18 protein-coding genes and 1 pseudogene are annotated in these 17,508 nt (G+C 54.9%); 12 read left to right on the forward strand and 7 right to left on the reverse strand.

Annotated elements, in window-relative coordinates; all coding sequences use genetic code 11:
• Positions 1–161, reverse strand: a pseudogene (locus BZL43_RS28590) (phage infection protein); the annotation flags it as partial.
• 377 nt (positions 162–538) lie between these two features.
• Positions 539–1,297, reverse strand: coding sequence for a TSUP family transporter (locus BZL43_RS17130; protein WP_095633399.1), 759 nt, complete (start codon positions 1,295–1,297; stop codon positions 539–541).
• 155 nt (positions 1,298–1,452) lie between these two features.
• Between BZL43_RS17130 and BZL43_RS17135 the strand changes: the two genes are divergently transcribed.
• The 4 genes from BZL43_RS17135 to BZL43_RS17150 all read left to right on the forward strand — a co-directional run bounded on the left by BZL43_RS17135 (position 1,453) and on the right by BZL43_RS17150 (position 4,551).
• Positions 1,453–2,382, forward strand: coding sequence for a LysR family transcriptional regulator (locus BZL43_RS17135; protein ID WP_095633400.1), 930 nt, complete (start codon positions 1,453–1,455; stop codon positions 2,380–2,382).
• Between the two features lie 140 nt (positions 2,383–2,522).
• Positions 2,523–2,999, forward strand: a complete 477-nt coding sequence (locus tag BZL43_RS17140) for a VOC family protein (RefSeq protein ID WP_095633401.1) — start codon at positions 2,523–2,525, stop codon at positions 2,997–2,999.
• A gap of 67 nt (positions 3,000–3,066) precedes the next feature.
• Complete coding sequence (locus BZL43_RS17145) at positions 3,067–3,903, forward strand: AraC family transcriptional regulator (RefSeq protein WP_095633402.1); 837 nt, start codon at positions 3,067–3,069, stop codon at positions 3,901–3,903.
• Between the two features lie 51 nt (positions 3,904–3,954).
• Positions 3,955–4,551: a LysE family translocator gene (locus BZL43_RS17150; protein ID WP_095633403.1), complete on the forward strand. Its 597-nt coding sequence runs from the start codon at positions 3,955–3,957 to the stop codon at positions 4,549–4,551.
• A gap of 63 nt (positions 4,552–4,614) precedes the next feature.
• On the opposite strand, the gene BZL43_RS17155 is transcribed toward BZL43_RS17150, so the two are convergent.
• The 3 genes from BZL43_RS17155 to BZL43_RS17165 all read right to left on the reverse strand — a co-directional run bounded on the left by BZL43_RS17155 (position 4,615) and on the right by BZL43_RS17165 (position 6,437).
• Complete coding sequence (locus BZL43_RS17155) at positions 4,615–5,169, reverse strand: YSC84-related protein (protein WP_095633404.1); 555 nt, start codon at positions 5,167–5,169, stop codon at positions 4,615–4,617.
• 311 nt (positions 5,170–5,480) lie between these two features.
• The gene (locus BZL43_RS17160; RefSeq protein ID WP_095633405.1) at positions 5,481–5,801 is read right to left on the reverse strand and encodes an isochorismate lyase; all 321 of its coding nucleotides are present in this window, start codon (positions 5,799–5,801) and stop codon (positions 5,481–5,483) included.
• A 90-nt stretch (positions 5,802–5,891) separates the two neighbouring features.
• Complete coding sequence (locus BZL43_RS17165) at positions 5,892–6,437, reverse strand: histidine phosphatase family protein (protein WP_095633406.1); 546 nt, start codon at positions 6,435–6,437, stop codon at positions 5,892–5,894.
• A 291-nt stretch (positions 6,438–6,728) separates the two neighbouring features.
• On the opposite strand from BZL43_RS17165, the gene BZL43_RS17170 reads away from it, so the two are divergent.
• The 8 genes from BZL43_RS17170 to BZL43_RS17205 all read left to right on the forward strand — a co-directional run bounded on the left by BZL43_RS17170 (position 6,729) and on the right by BZL43_RS17205 (position 15,847).
• Positions 6,729–7,997 carry a cystathionine gamma-synthase family protein gene (locus BZL43_RS17170; RefSeq protein WP_095633407.1) on the forward strand — a complete coding sequence of 423 codons (1,269 nt, stop codon included), beginning with the start codon at positions 6,729–6,731 and terminating at the stop codon, positions 7,995–7,997.
• 140 nt (positions 7,998–8,137) lie between these two features.
• Complete coding sequence (locus BZL43_RS17175; protein WP_095633408.1) at positions 8,138–9,577, forward strand: amino acid permease; 1,440 nt, start codon at positions 8,138–8,140, stop codon at positions 9,575–9,577.
• A 50-nt stretch (positions 9,578–9,627) separates the two neighbouring features.
• Positions 9,628–10,518 carry a LysR substrate-binding domain-containing protein gene (locus BZL43_RS17180; RefSeq protein ID WP_095633409.1) on the forward strand — a complete coding sequence of 297 codons (891 nt, stop codon included), beginning with the start codon at positions 9,628–9,630 and terminating at the stop codon, positions 10,516–10,518.
• Between the two features lie 18 nt (positions 10,519–10,536).
• Positions 10,537–11,925 carry a threonine synthase gene (gene thrC / locus BZL43_RS17185; RefSeq protein ID WP_095633410.1) on the forward strand — a complete coding sequence of 463 codons (1,389 nt, stop codon included), beginning with the start codon at positions 10,537–10,539 and terminating at the stop codon, positions 11,923–11,925.
• Positions 11,922–12,359: an Lrp/AsnC family transcriptional regulator gene (locus BZL43_RS17190; RefSeq protein ID WP_095633411.1), complete on the forward strand. Its 438-nt coding sequence runs from the start codon at positions 11,922–11,924 to the stop codon at positions 12,357–12,359. The genes thrC and BZL43_RS17190 overlap by 4 nt, the downstream gene beginning before the upstream one ends.
• Positions 12,360–12,508: 149 nt before the next feature.
• Positions 12,509–13,549: a homoserine dehydrogenase gene (locus BZL43_RS17195; protein ID WP_095633412.1), complete on the forward strand. Its 1,041-nt coding sequence runs from the start codon at positions 12,509–12,511 to the stop codon at positions 13,547–13,549.
• 13 nt (positions 13,550–13,562) lie between these two features.
• Positions 13,563–14,981: an aldehyde dehydrogenase family protein gene (locus BZL43_RS17200; protein WP_095633413.1), complete on the forward strand. Its 1,419-nt coding sequence runs from the start codon at positions 13,563–13,565 to the stop codon at positions 14,979–14,981.
• Between the two features lie 251 nt (positions 14,982–15,232).
• A complete protein-coding gene (locus BZL43_RS17205) occupies positions 15,233–15,847 on the forward strand; it encodes a LysE family translocator (protein ID WP_095633414.1) in 615 nt (204 codons plus the stop codon).
• A gap of 177 nt (positions 15,848–16,024) precedes the next feature.
• Here the strand turns inward: BZL43_RS17205 and BZL43_RS17210 are convergent, their stop codons facing one another.
• Positions 16,025–16,486 (reverse strand): PRC-barrel domain-containing protein, encoded by a 462-nt coding sequence (locus BZL43_RS17210; RefSeq protein WP_095633415.1) that lies wholly within the window; start codon positions 16,484–16,486, stop codon positions 16,025–16,027.
• Between the two features lie 288 nt (positions 16,487–16,774).
• Positions 16,775–17,290, reverse strand: a complete 516-nt coding sequence (locus BZL43_RS17215; protein ID WP_095633416.1) for a hypothetical protein — start codon at positions 17,288–17,290, stop codon at positions 16,775–16,777.
• Positions 17,291–17,508 lie beyond the last annotated feature (218 nt).

The following is a 17,508-nucleotide window of genomic DNA, read 5'->3' on the forward strand; positions in this document are numbered from 1 at the left end:
ACGCGGTTCTCGATCAGACGATCCGAACCGCCTTCGGCAATTCGATTTTCAATCAGACGATCCGAGCCGCCTTCAGCGACAACCGGGTGAGTAGAAGACGCGGCAAAAGCGTTAACTGCAAAAACCGAGAAAGCGATACTGAGGATGATTTGGCGTTTCATGATGGTGTGCTCCGGGGTGTTATTGGTTGGGTATGGAGCGGATGTTACGCCGAGGATTTTTTATGAGAACTTCATTGACGTGATGGTGACTATCGATGCCAGCAATGGTTGAAACGTAGTGGGCAAGTGGCGCGTCCATGCCGGACAAACCGGCGCCATGAGCGCACACGTCCCAACGACAAAGCACAATGCCAGCCAGTTAAGCAGTTTCAGGCGTGACGCATTCCTTGTAGCAGCTGGCGAAGCCTGCGTTCGGCTGCGTAGCAGTCGTGAATCCGGCTAACGCGGTCTGCCTGACGCACCGCAATTTCTGATTTTACGACTGCTACGCAGCCGAACGCAGGCTTCGCCAGCTGCTACATATCGCTCCTTCAGGTTTACACGAACAGGTCGTAGGACAGTTTGCTGATCAGAATCACCAGCAACACCAGGAACAGAGCCCGGACAAAAGGCACGCCTTTATGAACCGCCAGCCAGGTGCCGGTCAGCGCGCCCAGGATGTTGAATGCCGCCATGGGGATTGCGATCAGGTAGAGCACGTTACCCGTGGGGATGAAGAATATCAGCGCCGCTATGTTGGTCGCGATGTTCACCAGCTTGGCCGACGCCGAGGCATGAAGGAAGTCGAAGGCGAAGCAGCGGATAAACAGGAAGATCAGGAAGCTGCCAGTGCCGGGACCGAACAGTCCGTCGTAGAAGCCGATGGCACCGCCGATGACGATCGCCAGCAGTTTTTCCCTGGTACCGATGTGCATGGGTTTGTGCAGGGCGCCGAAGTCCTTTTTCCAGAAGGTGTAGATCGCCATCAGCACGATCAACACCAGCACCGCCGGCCGGATCATCGACTGGGGGACGAACGACACCGTGGCCGCTCCGAAGAAGGCCATGACAAAGGCCGCACAGGCGGCGGGGATCACCAAGCCCCAGTTGATCACCACTTTGCGCACGAAGGATCGGGCCGCGAAGGCGGTGCCGCAGGCTGCCGCGACTTTATTGGTCCCGAGCAGCGCCGCCGGTTGTGCCGTGGGCAGCACGTTGAACAGCGCGGGTATCTGGATCAGTCCGCCGCCGCCCACCGCAGCATCGATCAGGCCGGCGGCGAAGGCGAACACGCAAAGGATGACAATATCGACCATGAAATCAGGCTCTGACGTTGAAGGGTGGGTGAGCGTCCGGCGGCTTCTACGTGTTTCATCGCATCGGCTTGCCTGCGTCCTTGAGCAGGAAGGTTAACGGAAGGGCTTTTAATGTGTTGCAATACCACGTTGTGAAAAGTGCAACGAGGTGGAGCATGGCATTGGACATGTTGGGGGAACTTGAAGCCTTCGCGACGGTGGCTCGCAAGCGCAGTTTCGTCGCGGCGGCACGTACTCTGGGGCGCTCCCCCAGCGCGCTGACCCGTGCCGTTCAAGCCCTGGAGGAAAGTGTCGGGGTCAAGTTGTTCAATCGCTCGTCCAATGCCGTGAGCTTGACCGAAGCGGGTGAGCGCTTGATGCCTCACGCTTACAAAATGCTGGATCTGCAACGTGAGGCGGATGAAGACCTGGCCGGCCTCAGCGGCCTGGCCTATGGCTGGATCCGCTTTTCCGCACCCGAGTTTCTCGGCCACGGGGTATTGCCCCGGTTGATCGCGCAGTACAGCGAGCGTTATCCAGACGTGAACGTCGATGTGATTTTCACCGATGAGCTCATCGACCCGGCCAAGAGCAAGCTGGACTTCTCGATTCGCGGCGCGTTTGCGCAATCCAGTGACCTGATCGGCTATCCGCTCTGGAATTATTCACGCTACCTGTATGCCAGCCCCGGGTATCTGGAGCGGCGCGGGATGCCCGACTCCATCGAGGCGCTGGAGGCGCACTCGCTGATCCTGCATACGGCGCCGCGGATTCTCAAGGAGTGGAATTTTCGCAGCGAGGAGCAGGCCATCAGCTTTCGGGTTCATCCAAAGTTTCGTTTCAGCTCCGGTTCGGCGGTGTTCCAGGCAGCGCTGGCGGGCGTCGGGATCGCCCGCCTGGCGGACTGGATGGCGGAGCCCGAAGTGGAAGCGGGGCGCCTGCTGCGGGTCTGTCCCGAGTTCAAACTCACCTCCAGCGGCGGTGAAAGCCCGCAGATGCACGCGGTGTACCCGGCCGGGAATCTGCCGCTGCGGGTGAAGTCGTTGTTGGATATGATCCGTGGTTTTGGCGACAGCCTTGGTCGAAAGCACGCGGTGACGCTTTAGTCGGCTGGACTGCAAGGCACCTTGAACGGAATGACCGTTTTTGAACCGAATGCAGACATCAGTAGCTATCGCAAAGGTTAGCGAATCAGAATACCCGGACTGACAGCAAACGAATCGTATGTCTGAAAAGGGTGAGGCCATTGAAATTAAAGTTCAGCCACGTGGATGTTCTCGTCAAAGACCTCGAGGAAGCGTGCAGCTATTACGCCCGAGTCTTCAGCGCCAGGATTTCCAGAACACTTGATTGGCAGCGCGACGGTTTGCATGTGCGCTATGCGATCGTCATGTTTGGAACGGAGCGTCTGATGCTGGTACAACCGTTTACCGGCAATCTCAAGGCGCTGATGGACTCCAACGGCGAAGGTACGATCTATCGTCACTGCTATTCCACACCAGATATTGAAGCTGCCTATGACGAATTGATTGAGGCGGGCGTCCAGCCGGAAAACGAGAACGGAAAACCACTGTCTCGCGATGATCTGCAATCGCCCAGCGGGACACGCATAATCTGGTTACCGAAACGCTTTGGGCATTTTTCTATTGAACTGCTTGAAGAGAAAGAGTTGGAGGCATTCATCAAGGATGCGTTTGCCCAGGAGCCTGCACAAATCTTCTAAACGTCATTTCCATTGCGCGGTAATTTAGTCGTCCCCACAGATAAACGCTGAACCAATGGAGCCTTGCGTGGATAGACGCAACTGGATTGAGCTGTCCCAGGACGCCGATACCGGGATTGAATCGATTCGTGCCCATTTTCAGGGGCATGCCTACGATCCGCATTGGCATGACAGTTTTCTGGTCGGGGTCACCGAGCAGGGCGTGCAGCAGTTCAATTGCCGGCGCGTTCGCCACCTCAGTACGCCGGGCAAGGTATTCATGCTGGAGCCGGGTGAAATCCACGATGGGCATGCGCCGACCGAGGAGGGCTTTACCTATTCCATGCTCTACCTCGATCCACATTGGCTGGAGCGGGAGTTGCACGCGTTGTTCGAGCATGCGCCGGCCAACAGTCAGCCGGGTTTTGCCGACACCCTGAGCCAGGATCCGCGCCTGGCCACTGCCATTTTCCAAGCCTTCCACGCACTCCATGAGGGCGACTTGCGCATAGTGCGCCAGAGCGCCATCGACACGTTGTTGGGGGCGCTCACTGGCCATCTTGATTGGCGCAAGCGTCAGGCTTTTGATCCGCGCCTGCCGTGGGTGGCCCAGGTTGCGCGTGACTATTTGCATGCTCATGTCTATGAAGACATTGGGCTGGATGATCTGGCCACAGCCTGTGGTGTCGATCGCTTTCGTCTGACACGCGCCTTCAAGGCAGCCTTTGGGCTGGCGCCTCATGCATATTTGATCCAGTTGCGCCTGGCCAAGGCGCGACAGCTGCTGGCGCGGGGCGAGTCACCGGCACAGGTGGCCAGTACCCTCGGGTTTGCCGATCAAAGTCATATGGGGCGCTGGTTCCGCCGTGCCTACCAGCTCACACCCGCGGATTACCGCAAGCGCTGCTCAAACCTTCCAGACTGAACTTCGCCGATTCGCGACCATGGATTCCTGTCTGATCGAGGAGTCCATTCCATGGAATCGTTGTTGCCTTTCCTGCTGTTTGCCTTCGTGGCTTCTATTACCCCCGGGCCGACCAATATTCTGGTGTTGAGCCACAGTTCGCGGCGGGGGCTGGGCGCCACACTGCCCATCATTTTTGCAGCCTGCGGGGCGGCGGCGCTGATTGTGTTTGCGGTGGGGCTCGGCATGGGCGAAACGCTGCTGCGGTTTGCGCGTGTGCAGCAGGCAATGGCTTGGGCCGGAGTGCTCTGGTTGAGTTGGCTCGCCTGGCAGATATTCCAAAGTGCGCCGCCGTCCCTGGCCCCGACCACCTCGCGTGACGAAGGCCTCAGCGTGTTCGGTGCCGCCACGCTGCAATTGGTCAACCCCAAGGTCTGGATGATGGCGGTAGCGGTAGTGAGCGTATTTGTCGGTGAGGGCGACAAGACCCTGCGGCTGGTGGTGTTGTCGCTGCTGTTTTTGTTGGTTTCCGTGCCGTGCATGACCTTGTGGGCGTTGCTCGGCGTGGGCAGTGCCCGGGCTTTTGGTTCGCCGCAGGCATTCAAACGCCTGAACACTGCACTGGCTTGTTTGCTGCTGGTGTCGGCCTGGTTAGCCATGCTGGTGTAGATCGTTGAGTGGACAGGTCGCTTGACTCAGCGACTGGCGCATCCATGCGCCAAGCGAGCGGTCCTAGCGCTTGATCAGGGAAATCTTGGTTCCTTCGATGCTGATCCCGGCCATCAACCCCTGCTGGTCGAAAATGAACGCGTAGGCATCGTCCTTCACGGTTGTGCTGGACAGATTCTTCGCCACCCCTTCATCAACCATTACAACGGTGGGGCCTACGCCGATTTCCCACCCCTTGGTTTTACGTATGTAGTCCACGGCTTTATCGGTCATCAGGAAAACCGCATAGCCATACGACTGGGCGCCGGCTTGCAGGCCCCAGGACCCGGTTACTGAGTTGTAATAATTTTCGACTTTCATGTCCTTCAACAATACGCCTTCGCCATAGCTGCCGCCGAACACAAGGCCCGCCTTGATGATTTTCGGGAAGACAAGAATCGCTTTGGCGTTGTGCGAAATGCTTTCAGCAAAGGGCGTGGACTTGTACAGCGTTTGCAACGCTTGCCGAGCATCGACATCCAGATCCTCGGCAGTTGCCGCACCCGCAGTGTTCAAGAAGCTGGCCGATGCCAGTGTCGCAAGGACGATCGACAGGAAGAACCGCATTGACTGAGTCATGTTAGTACTCCAATACGGGAGCAGAGGATATGAGCAGCAGTCAGCACTTGCTCCTCGGACAATCCGAGCCTGCTGAAACTATCCGGCGCACCCTAAAGTATGTGAGCTACTGACTTCGCCCTTGAATGAGGCCTTTGATCATTGGCGACGTCATCACCTGCTTTGACCTCTGTGTATCAGCCAGGTTCGTCGTCAGAAATTGCGATGGCCGAAAGTAAATATTGTTAGTTCTATGGAATGGACAACTGTAAAAAAAACGGACACCTGTTAAGACGTCCGTTTCCACAGCGCCTGGGTTGTTATGCAGTGAATCAGTTTTCGGTTTGACGAGCCGCCCAGTGTTTCATCTCTTCGGCAATGAAATGGTTCACCAGGTCGCTGTACATCTTCTCGATGGCATCCGGGCTCAAGCCCTCGGCCTCGGCCCACTCGCGACGTATCGCCAGCATCGCCTTGAAACGCTCCGGCGCACGCACTGAAGTTGCCGAGGTCTTGAACTTCGAGGCCGCCAGTACGTACTGAAAACGCTTGCCCAACAGCTTGATAACGGCGTGATCAAGGGCATCGATTTCCCGTCGGATGTCCTCCATGCCTTCACACTCTGCGGGTTGTAATGGATTGATGACTTCCATGTAAATGACTCCATTGGCTGAAAAAGATCGGGGGACTTCGGAAGGGATATTGGTGCATTACCGCGACGCGTAGCAGTCGTGAAGTAACTCTCAAACACCGCCATATTGATACACGGTCGCACTCCAATACTGGCTGCCGTTACGTTTTTGCCGGGTCCATCCATCTGCCACCAGTTGTTTGGCGATCATTCGATTCATGAAGCCATGACCGAGCAATAGAACCGGTCCTTCGCTGGCAGCAAGGGACTGAAGTCGTTGAGCTGCCGTGCTGGCGCGCATCCTGGCAGTGGCGACGGATTCGACGTTGCGTGAGTAACCGCACAACCATAAAACTCGAAGGATAAATGCCCAGGTAAACGGCGATAGCCGTGGCAGCTTCCAGCGACCATAAGGCAGTTGCGCTTCACCGAAAAGTGCGTCGACGAGGGCGGGTTTCAGGCCAAGAGCCTGGACGGAAGTCAACGCGCGAGGCGCATTGCTTGAAACAATCACCGTGGCGGTTGCGGCGAGCTGCATGCTGGCATCCGGGACGGGCTGGCGGGTGATTTCGGACCGGTTGTAGTGTTCGATCCACTCCTTCATATCGAGCGCTGATATTTTGTCGGTTGCGACCAACGTTGGCTGGCCGTGACGCATCAGGATTATTTTTCTGCTCACAGTAATGTTTACGTCCTTGTCATGGTGTGCGGTGATGTGGACCGGCAGCAATAGCAGCCAGCGACCGGCGAATACTCCCATCCTGCAAGGTTAAGGGCCAGTAACCGTTGTACACAGAGGTGTCATCAGGCCCCTTTCATTTCGTTCATCCATTAAAAAAAGCACCCCTTAGCCCCAGATAACATGATTTTTCACACGCTCAAGCCTTCCCTATAGTCCTCGCAAGCCCAATCGGAACACCTCTGTGTTTCATCGATGCGAGATAAATTTATGGATGACAAGATAACACCGGGTCAGAGCCGGAATGCTGGTTTGGGGACGCGCGTGGTTTGGGGCGGGGAGCAAGTTCAACATCCTTACAACGCCACTCAGACTCCCATCGTCGTCAGCGCCGCCTACGGATACCGTGACATTGATGAATGGTATGACGTGGCATTGGGTAAAGAGCCTGGTTTCATTTACAGCCGCATGAGTAACCCAACGGTCACCGTCCTGGAAGACAAACTTTGCGAGCTGGAAAGCGCAGAATCGGCTGTCGCTTTCAGTACCGGGATGGCGGCCATCAGTGGTGTGCTGCATACCTTTCTGGCCTGTGGTCAGCGTGTGGTTTCTACCCGCGACAGCTACGGTGGCACCAACAAGATCTTCGAAGAGTTTCTTCCCCGAATGGGCGTCGAGGTCACGCTTTGCGATACCCTCGATATAGAAGCTATCGAGCATGAGATCGCTAAAGGCTGCAATGTCCTCTATCTGGAAACCCCAACGAATCCGACACTCAAGGTTCTGGATATCCGACGTCTCGTGGCGACGGCGAAGCGTGTTGGGGCTTTGGTCATAGCAGACAATACGTTCGCGACGCCTTTGAATCAGAATCCCCTTGCTCTCGGGGTTGATGTGGTAGTGCACAGTGCTACCAAGTTCCTCTCCGGTCATGGCGATGTGCTTGGCGGTGTGGTCTGCGGTGCCGAGCATCTCATGTCACACGTTCGCCATTACCGCGAAATCAATGGAGCCTCGCTGGATCCGTTTTCGGCTTATCTCATCATCCGCGGCATCAAGACGCTGGCTTTGCGTCTTCGCCAGCAACAGGCGAGTGCACAAGTACTGGCCGAATACCTATGCACCGAGCCCTTGGTGGAAACTGTGAATTATCCGGGACTTCCTCACCATCAAGGTCATGTCATTGCCCGTTCGCAAATGCGCGGATTCGGAGCCATCGTCAGCTTCGTGTTGAAAGGAGGCATGGACACAGTGACTCGTTTGTTACCGCTGCTCAACTATGCACATCGTGCGGGCAACCTGGGCGCGGTTGAAACCATCTACGGGCCGGCACGGACAACCAGCCACGTGGAAAACACCCTGGAGGAACGTGAGGCACTTGGGATTTCCGAGGGCTTGGTGAGGGTCTCCGTAGGTATTGAAGACACGGAAGACTTGTTGGCTGACCTTAAACAAGCATTTGCGTTAGTTCACAGTAAACAACGAGATGTAATTCTCCACACTGACAAAACCGAGCGTTTCACCGAGGTGGAAACCTGAACTCGGTAAGACTTCCGATTTATGATCGGATCGTCCTTCATGAATGGTTTAAAACAATAACAACTAGCGACAATTAAATTGTGCTGCCTAATAGTCGGTTACAAGAAATATTTGTCCGTACATTTCATGAGAACATAGCGATGACTATCCCGACAAAAAATGAACAGTCCGACCCAGCCTTGAATTTCAAGAAAGAAATGCAAACCCGCCACATCGTCATGTTGGCGTTGGGCGGTGTAATCGGTACGGGATTATTCCTTACCTCCGGCTACACCGTTAATCAGGCTGGGCCCCTCGGCGCAGTGATTGCCTACATCATCGGTGCGGTGATGGTGTATCTGGTAATGGTCTGTCTCGGTGAATTAGCGGTGCAGATGCCAGAAACCGGTTCTTTCAGTAGTTACGCAACTCGATACTTGGGCCCAGGTACGGGCTATACGGTGGCCTGGCTGTATTGGCTCACTTGGGCGGTCGCTATTGGCTCTGAATTCACGGCGGCGGGCATCCTGATGGTTCGGTGGTTCCCGGATACACCGGTCTGGATCTGGAGCGCGTTTTTTGCCATTGCAGTCTTTATAAGTAACGTTGTATCGGTTCGTTTATTTGCGGAGACTGAATTCTGGCTTTCGCTCATTAAAGTTCTGACGGTTATCACGTTTATCGTCATTGGTGGCGGGGCTATTTGCGGTCTTTTCCAGGTCCAGCATTTACAAGGTGCCGGGCTCTCGAACTTTACCCGTGAGGGACTTTTCCCGACAGGCTTCCTGCCCATTGCCATGACACTTCTAGCGGTCTCTTTTGCTTTTTCCGGAACTGAGCTTATCGGGATTGCGGCAGGTGAAGCGCAAGATCCTCAGACCAGCGTTCCCAAGGCGATCCGCACCACAGTAGTACGTCTGGCGCTGTTCTTCGTGGGCACGATTTTCGTACTTGCAACCTTGCTGCCCCGCGAGCAGGCGGGATTGATAGAAAGCCCGTTTGTTATGGTGTTCGAGCTGATTGGCATCCCATATTCAGCTGACATTATGAACTTCGTCATTCTCACCGCCCTGATATCCGCCGCTAACTCGGGGCTGTATGCGGCTTCGCGCATGCTGTGGACATTGAGTGATCAAGGGCATATGCCTAAGCGTTACGCCAGGCTTTCGCGCCAGGGTACACCGGTTAATGCAATCGTGTTGAGTATGGCGGGTGCGGTGGCGTCGCTGCTCAGCAGCGTGTTTGCCCCCGATACGGTTTACCTGGCTCTGGTGTCGATTTCGGGTCTTGCGGTTGTGATCGTCTGGATGAGCATCGCTGCAAGTCAGATAGCCTTCCGCCGCCAATACGTCGCCAATGGTGGACGAGTAGAAGATCTGCATTTCCGTGTGCGCGGCTACCCTTGGGTTCCTATTGGTGCTCTGTTGTGCTGTTTGCTGGCCTGCATCGGCATTGCTTTTGATCCTGAGCAGCGAGTGGCGCTTTACTTCGGTCTTCCGTTTATCGCGTGGTGTTACTTCGTTTATTGGATCACTCGCAAGAAGCGGGAAGAGCGGTTGGCATTAGCAGCGACTGCACATCATTCCGCTGGTGCAGCGTAAGTAGCTCAGGCGATCATTGAGCACAGATAAGTCCCAATGAGGTTGCGCCGATGAGTCAAAAATCACTACCGCCCTTGAATTGGCTGAGGGCATTCGAAGCATCGGCGCGGTACTTGAACTTCACCCATGCAGCACTGGAACTGCACCTGACTCAAGGTGCAGTCAGTCAACAGATCCGTCAGTTGGAGGGGCATCTTGGGGTGGCGCTGTTCAAGCGTCTGCCCCGAGGGCTTGGCTTGACTGAAGAAGGGCAGTCGTATCTGCCGGTAGTACAAGACGCAATCAGCCGTCTTGCAGTGGGCACCAACGAGATCTTTGGCCAGCGTAACCGAAGGCATGTGAAGGTGCGTGGCAGCCTTTCATTCCTTCACTATTGGTTGGCCCCTCGGCTCACAGATTTTTGCCGGGAGTATCCACACATCGACATCCGATATATCAGCAACATTTGGGTGAAGGAACCGGACGGAGAGGATGACCTGGAGATTCGCTGGGGATGTGGTGAGTGGGCGGGATTGCACGCACAGCGATTAACCTGGGACATCCTTCAGCCCGTTTGCTCGCCTGAACTTATGAGCCGCTCACCGATACGTGAACCTGGCGACTTGATGAATCATTCCTTGCTGCATGTATTGGGGTACGAGGAAGGTTGGGGCTACTGGTTGAAGCGGGTTGGAGCAGACGATGTCGATTATTCCCGTGGCCTTCAGTTCGACACACTGATTTCCACCATTCGCATGGCAGAACTGGGTCAGGGCGTTGCCTTGGCGCGGTCTTCCGTCGTGGAAGATTTGCTGAAGAGTGGGCACCTGATTGCGCCATTCAGTCATCGAATCGAAGCCAGCGAGTCTTTTTATCTGGTGCGTGAGCAGGCCGAGCAGCTTTCGCCTGATGCCGCGACTTTTTCTACTTGGTTGGTGGCGCAAGCTCACCGCCTTTTGTAATTCTGATCTGGAGTCATCATGCATTACGTAAGCACACGCGGCGGTGACGTGCGGGCGGATTTTCGCAGTGTGGTTCTGTCGGGGCTTGCCGAAGATGGTGGTCTCTATGTCCCGGCAAGTTTGCCTGTCTTTACCGAGAAGCAGATAACCAGCTGGTCGTGGTTACCATTCGATGAGCTGGTCTGGCGGGTCGTCTCACCCTTCGTTGGCTCTTCCATGGACGAAAGCACCTTGCGTGCCTTGCTAAGCGACAGCTATCGAAACTTCAATCACCGCGCTATTACGCCGCTTGAGCAGATTGGCCATAACGAATGGATACTCCAGCTGTTTCATGGACCGACTCATTCTTCCAAAGATTTCGCTGCGCAACTGCAATCTCGCTTGGTGGAGCATTTCCTGGGTGAGGTCGGTGCAGAGGCGCTGATCATCGGTGCGACCAATGGCGATACCGGGCTGGCTGCGCTTGAGGGGTTTTCCAACTGCCCGGGCATTCGCATGGCGATACTGTACCCGCGCAATGGGGTAGCGGCTGAGCAACTTTCTGCCCTGCAGGCGGCAGACCCTGAACGGGTTCAACTTTTTCCGGTAGACGGTAATTTCGACGACTGCCAGACGTTGGTCTCTCGACTCTTGCGTGACTGGCCGTTAGAGGGGGTAATACCGATCAGTTTCAACTCCACCAACTGGATCGGCGTCCTCGCACAGATCGTTTTTTATTTCCACGCGGCCTTGCAACTGGGGGGCGGGACACGTCCTGTAGGTTTCAGCGTTCCAGCAGCCAGCTCTGCCGAGATTTGCGCCGGCTACATGGCTCAGAAGATGGGATTACCCATCAACCAGGTGATCATTTCTACTAACAGTAATGATGCACTTCACCAGTTTATTCATCGCAATCGCTACTCAACCCGAGTCAGCAACCGAACGTTGTCTCCTGCGATGGATTTCTCCCTGTTCTCCAACTTGGAGCGGTTCATTTGGGAGCTGTATGGGCACGATGGGCATTCAGTAAAGGCGCTCATGGAGCACTTTGAAGACTGCGGCGAGTTAAGCATTGGCAACCAGCAATGGCTGCGAGCCCGGGTGCTGTTCGATTCCTATGCAGTCGACGAATCACAGGTTCGCGACGAAGTCGTCAAGTTGTTCCGAGAGACCGGGTCTGCAATCGATCCACATACCGCTGTGGGCGTCCTGGCTGGCCGAATTCATCGACGCAGCCTGGGGGCTCCGATGGTGACCTTTGGGCAAATTGCTCCGGCCAGGTCTGCGGCCCTATTGTCCGAGTTGGGTGTCTGGCGGGGAGAGGTGCCAACGACGCCTGACATTTTTGCTCAGCCACCGTACTTGGCCAAAGGCGATCTGGACGGTCTTTGCCACGCCCTCTTGTCGGCGCAGCAGAGGCATGTATGAAGCGCATTCTGGATCCGCTGGACGAGCGCATACTTGCCGAACTCACCGCGAATGCTCGAATCGCCCATGCTGAGCTGGGCGCCAAGGTCAACTTGTCTCGCAACGCTGTGCGCCAGCGCATTGAGCGTCTTGAGCGAGACGGCGCCATCCAGGGCTATACGGTACGACTGGGTGATTCCCGGCGACCTTCTTCGCTGATCAGTGCAGTCATCTTTGTGTACCGCTACGACCGCATGCGTGGCGAAGAAGTACTTGCCGCGCTGCGCTCGCTCCCCGAGGTGGTTCAGTGTGAAGTATTGAGTGGTGAATTCGATCTGATGCTTCGAGTCAATGCTGCCTCTCCCGAACGCGTTCATATCGTTTGGAAGGAAATCTCTGCGATGCCCGGGGTGGAAAACACCGTCACTTCATTTGTCCTTTCTGCCGTGTTTTGAGCACAAAAAAGTGTTCTGCCTGGCTGCACACACCTTGTCTTGCTGTATGGGCAAAACGGCCAATTAATACAGCACTCCGCCATATTCAACTGCCAGCGTTCGACTCTTAGGATGTTCCTATCAAACAACATCAATAAAGGAACAGCTTTATGACTGAGTACAAAATTGCCTTGGTAGGATTTGGTGGCGTGAACCGTGGCTTCGCCCAATTGGTTGCCGATTCTAATGCCCAGTGGAAAGAGTCCCTGGGCTTTACGATCAAAATTGTCGGTGTCACCGATCTGTTCCTCGGCTCCATCGTTGCTAAAGAAGGTCTGGATGCAAAGCAGTTGGTCGCGCTGCCCGTTGAAAAAGGTGTATTCGCTCAGCTGCCTGGCGGCAATGCCGAGGCCTTCAACGAAACCGTGATCAAGCATTCTGGCGCGCACATGATTGCGGAAGCCACCTTCACCAACCCTGTCGATGGTGAGCCCGCTACTACGTTCTGCCGCTGGGCACTGGAAAGCGGCATCCATGTTGTGACCACCAACAAGGGGCCAATCGCGCTGCACGGCGCCGAGCTCAAGAATTTGGCCCGTCGTCATGGTGTTGCCTTCGAGTACGAAGGTTCGGTTATGAGCGGTACGCCTGTGATTCGCCTGGCACGACAGGCGCTGGCGGGTGCAGAGGTTCAAGGCTTTGAAGGCATTCTGAACGGGACTTCCAATTACGTGCTGACCCGCATGAAGGACGGCCTGACGTTCAACGACGCAGTCACCGAGGCTCAACAGCTCGGCTATGCCGAGGCCGACCCCACTGCTGATGTGGAGGGTTTTGACGTCCGTCTCAAGGTAGTGATCCTGGCCAACGAACTGCTCAATGCTCGATTGAGCGTCAGCGATGTGGCTTGCTCAGGGATTAGCAGCATCAGCTCGGAAGACATCGCTCAAGCAACTGCCAACGGTGCAAGTTGGAAGCTGATCGGTTCTGCAAATCGCGAGGTCGATGGCTCGGTTCGAGCGAGTGTGCAAGCCAGGCTGTTGCCGAATTCCCATCCTCTTGCAGGAATTTCCGGCGCCACGAACGCGGTGTCGTTCAACACCGAACTGTTGGGGGCTGTCACGGTGTCCGGGCCTGGGGCAGGGCGTCTCGAGACTGCCTTTGCGTTGCTGTCAGACATCATCGCCATCCATACCAGCCACGGCAAGTGAGAGGAAAATCGTCATGAGCGTATCCAGCATGGCCAGCATCCAGCTCGTTGATGCCAAACAGATTGATGTGTTCAGTCCATTCGATGGTCGCCTGGTGGGAAGCGTACCTTGCCTCGATGCAACCGCTGTTCCTGGCTTGCTGGAGCGTGCGCGAATTGGCGTGCGTGAGAGTGCAGCGATGCCTCGTCACCAGCGTGCCCGCATCCTTGAGGAAGCAGCCCGTCGTGTAGAGCTTGAGGCTGAAGCATTTGCCCGGCTCATTGTTGCAGAGGCGGGAAAGACGTTGCGACAAGCAGAGAAGGAAGTGAAGCGTTGCGTGAACACGTTGAAGCTATCGGCGGAAGAGGCTCGTCGTAACGCCGGGGAGGTGATTCCATTCGAGGCCTATGAAGGCTCCGAATCGCGCCAGGGTTGGTTCACCCGCGAACCATTGGGGCTTATCGTCGCGATCACCCCCTACAACGATCCGCTGAACCTGGTCGCCCATAAATTGGGCCCGGCCATCGCCGGTGGCAATGCTGTGATTCTCAAGCCTTCAGAGCTCGCACCGTTGTCGGCTCTCAAGCTGGTTGAATGCCTGGTGGAAGCGGGCCTGCCTTCGTCCGTGGTAACCCCGGCGACCGGAGGCGTCGACCTGGGTAAAGCATTGGTGGAACTGCGCGAAGTGCGGATGATTTCCTTCACGGGTGGTTTTGCCACTGGAGAGTTCATTGCTCGCAGTGCAGGCTTGAAGAAGCTGGCGATGGATCTGGGGGGGAATGCACCGGTTCTCGTGCTCGAAGACTGTGATCTCGAACCGACCGTAGAGTCTTGTGTATCGGGTGCCTTCTGGGCAGCAGGACAGAACTGCATCGGCACCCAGCGCATCCTCGTACACCGTTCAATCTACGCGGCTTTCCGTGAGCGCTTTGTCAGCCTGGCCCGTGCATTGATACTTGGCGATCCTGATCAGCGAGCAACGGATGTCGGCCCGATGATTACGGAGCAGGCGGCTCGTCGCACCGAACAATGGGTGAATGAAGCGCTGGCCGAAGGTGCTGTTCTTCTGTGCGGGCACCACCGCCAAGCGGGAAGCTATGCGCCGACCGTGCTGGAGCGTGTAAGCCATGACAGTCGGATTTGGCAGCAGGAAGTCTTCGCGCCGGTGGTCATTCTGGAGCCTTTTGACCACCTGGATGACGCCGTTGCCCTGGCCAACGCGCCGGAATACAGCTTGCACGCGGGCGTCTTTACCCGTGATCTTTCCAAGGCCCTTAAACTCTCGCGCCAAATTGAAGCCGGTGGCGTGATGATCAATGATTCTTCCGATTATCGTTTTGATGCCATGCCTTTCGGTGGCTTCAAGTACGGAAGTCTGGGACGAGAAGGTGTTCGGTTTGCTTATGAGGATATGACGCAACCCAAAGTGGTTTGCATCAACGAAATGGGTTGAGCGCTTAAGGGGATGGGCGGCTGACGCACGGTCGGCCGTCCCTTGTCGGTCAATTGTTCATGATTGGTGGCAGTGCGGTACAGTCAGTGATCAGGCAATTTGGGCAGACCGATGTTTTCAACAGAATAGGTCGGAGTCGGTCGCTCGACACCCCGCACACTCATCATCGAGAATGAGCCGGGCACTCAGCGCCCAATGGCGATCAGCAATACTAAGGGATGGTCCTGTCCACAGGACTCGCGAGGAAGCACATGATCGATGGTTCCGCCGTTTTTACAGTTTTTTTGGTGTACCTGGCCGGTGTCGTTATCCCTGGACCAAATTTCGTCGCAGTGGTCCATAAAGCGGTGGCTGCTACACGGTCAGAAGCTCTGGCCTTGGTAGCGGGTATCGTACTGGTCAACTTGTTCTGGTCCACTTGTGCAATTGCAGGTCTGGGGGTTGTATTTGCTGCGTTCCCTTGGGCTGCGCTTGCTGTAAAGGTTCTAGGGGCTGTCTACCTGATATGGTTCGGATTCCGACTGTTGATCAATGCGGGAAAGAATACGCTTGGGCCACTAAATGATGCCGTCGCTGGTAGTTGCAGGCAGTCTTTTCTTCAGGGTGTCATTACCAACATTGGAAACCCCAAGTCCATGGCCTTCTATGCCGCTGTTTTTTCAGCCGCAGCTCCCGCCCAGGTTTCGCTAGGCACGTTTTCGTCGATGCTGGCAGTTGTAGTGGTGGTTTCAATGACTTGGTATGGAATGGTTGCAATCGCTCTATCGCAACCTAAGATTGCTTGCGCGTATCAAGGCCGGAAAAAAGCAATCGATCGACTGTGCGGTGGTTTGATTTTGTCTCTGGGGATCCGCCAACTGGTTTAGAACTTGTCCGAGCGCGACAGGCCCTCAAAACCAGACTGGAAATCGCGCTTCTCCATTTGCTGACATACCCCTGTTGCTGTCGACAAACCTGTTTCCACCGCAATGCGCGCCTCAGGTTTGGTACTCCCAAGAAACCTATTGCCCGGCGCGCATTATTTTCGTTTCGGATAGAGACAGTTAGCTTTGGTCGATACGTTGTCTCTGAAGAGTATCGTAATCGAAGGGTTTAGTTCCATAAAACGAATGGATTTCTGTTGCCCAGGATTCGTCGGCCATATTAGGCCAGTTGTCCTTGTCGAAACCTGGTGCGTTTTCCAAACGTTCTTTCTCTACGTTTAATACGAAACGCTTATTTACGGTGTCGAGTGTCAATGCATTCCAAGGTACCGCAAACAGTTTTTCTCCCATGCCAAGAAAGCCACCGAAAGATAGAACAGCATAACTTACTCTTCCGTTGCGAACGTCCAGCATGATTTCCTTGATATCCCCGAGGTCTTCTTCATTATGGTTATAAACATCATTTCCGATGAGTGTGTCTGCCCCCATCAGATCGGGGCCAGGACCCTGTTCGTCTGAGTCGGTATCTCGTATGAGGTTGGTTTTGTACATGCCATAGGTGTCGCGATCTTCGTAGTTCATGACTATCTCCTATCAGCAATCGTCAATCAATCAGAAAATGTACCCGGTCGTCTTGATCGCTGTATGAGTAGGAGTCGCCCGTTTTCGAAAAATTTGAATTTTTTTTGCGCATGACGACGAATGGTAAGTGGGGCGTAAAAAAGTTAATCCGCTTTTAATGAGTGCGCTATCTATCTGTAATGCTTTGTTTTTTTTATTATGGGTGTTAGCTTGGTTTTATATCGTAGATATAGCACGCAATCGGCTGTTTTCAGCTAATCAAGAAGAGTAGCTTGCGACCCAAAGTACCTATTCCTCTGGTGGCGCTTTCAACAGGGTCGGGCGTTTAGGGTGAGGGCTGTAACGTTCTACTTCTCGAATATACTCGCGCGCTTCGCGAAAATAGTAGCGCATCATATGAATTCGCAGGTTCTTCCTTAGGCGCCAATTGCCGTATGCACCTGCGCAAAGAAAGAAAAAAAACAATACTATTATGTTGGAGTCAGATAAGAATATAGCCAGACCTATAAGTGCTACACAGATTAGTTGATCAGGTGTATTAAGCCATCCGCTGTCTGTTCCTCGCTTGCTCAGCATACGAAGCGTCCACCGATAGAAGGCGAAAAAAAGTGCACTCAAGGAAAAGAACACGAACCCCATAATCCAGCTGCCTGATATAAGCGCAAAGCAGAGCTTAACTCCAAAGCCAGCAAAGATAATGCTTGCGATGAATAGACTAAAGAGAGCGTCCCACTGTTGATCGGCGTGGCGATACAACTGTCTTTTGATCTCGGCCCGGTGTATTTCATGATAGCGAGGGTTCATAGGCCTGACCTGGGTTATCCAGCCGGGGAAAAAAGGCGCTTGTTTGCCAAGTGTATGGTAGGTAGCCGCTTTGTCCAGGCTGTGCTCCCTGCCTGGGAAGAGGGGAAAAATGGCGCTTCAGGGGGTGTCAGAAATTTTGTGTTCGGGCATAACATGAGTAAGAGGTGCATGTATGCCAACCAAGAAGAAACCCGCGTTGCGAGATCTACCGAAAATCC

The sequence above is a fragment of the Pseudomonas sp. PICF141 genome (assembly GCF_002286815.1).
Taxonomy (GTDB): Bacteria; Pseudomonadota; Gammaproteobacteria; order Pseudomonadales; family Pseudomonadaceae; genus Aquipseudomonas.

Bases quoted from the DNA above. Each gene is read 5' to 3' on its own strand.
- BZL43_RS17130 (WP_095633399.1), bottom strand. From the start codon at position 1,297: ATGGTCGATATTGTCATCCTTTGCGTGTTCGCCTTCGCCGCCGGCCTG.
- BZL43_RS17135 (WP_095633400.1), top strand. From the start codon at position 1,453: ATGGCATTGGACATGTTGGGGGAACTTGAAGCCTTCGCGACGGTGGCT.
- BZL43_RS17150 (WP_095633403.1), top strand. From the start codon at position 3,955: ATGGAATCGTTGTTGCCTTTCCTGCTGTTTGCCTTCGTGGCTTCTATT.
- BZL43_RS17155 (WP_095633404.1), bottom strand. From the start codon at position 5,169: ATGACTCAGTCAATGCGGTTCTTCCTGTCGATCGTCCTTGCGACACTG.
- BZL43_RS17160 (WP_095633405.1), bottom strand. From the start codon at position 5,801: ATGGAAGTCATCAATCCATTACAACCCGCAGAGTGTGAAGGCATGGAG.
- BZL43_RS17165 (WP_095633406.1), bottom strand. From the start codon at position 6,437: ATGCGTCACGGCCAGCCAACGTTGGTCGCAACCGACAAAATATCAGCG.
- BZL43_RS17170 (WP_095633407.1), top strand. From the start codon at position 6,729: ATGGATGACAAGATAACACCGGGTCAGAGCCGGAATGCTGGTTTGGGG.
- BZL43_RS17175 (WP_095633408.1), top strand. From the start codon at position 8,138: ATGACTATCCCGACAAAAAATGAACAGTCCGACCCAGCCTTGAATTTC.
- BZL43_RS17180 (WP_095633409.1), top strand. From the start codon at position 9,628: ATGAGTCAAAAATCACTACCGCCCTTGAATTGGCTGAGGGCATTCGAA.
- thrC (WP_095633410.1), top strand. From the start codon at position 10,537: ATGCATTACGTAAGCACACGCGGCGGTGACGTGCGGGCGGATTTTCGC.
- BZL43_RS17190 (WP_095633411.1), top strand. From the start codon at position 11,922: ATGAAGCGCATTCTGGATCCGCTGGACGAGCGCATACTTGCCGAACTC.
- BZL43_RS17195 (WP_095633412.1), top strand. From the start codon at position 12,509: ATGACTGAGTACAAAATTGCCTTGGTAGGATTTGGTGGCGTGAACCGT.
- BZL43_RS17200 (WP_095633413.1), top strand. From the start codon at position 13,563: ATGAGCGTATCCAGCATGGCCAGCATCCAGCTCGTTGATGCCAAACAG.
- BZL43_RS17205 (WP_095633414.1), top strand. From the start codon at position 15,233: ATGATCGATGGTTCCGCCGTTTTTACAGTTTTTTTGGTGTACCTGGCC.
- BZL43_RS17210 (WP_095633415.1), bottom strand. From the start codon at position 16,486: ATGAACTACGAAGATCGCGACACCTATGGCATGTACAAAACCAACCTC.
- BZL43_RS17215 (WP_095633416.1), bottom strand. From the start codon at position 17,290: ATGAACCCTCGCTATCATGAAATACACCGGGCCGAGATCAAAAGACAG.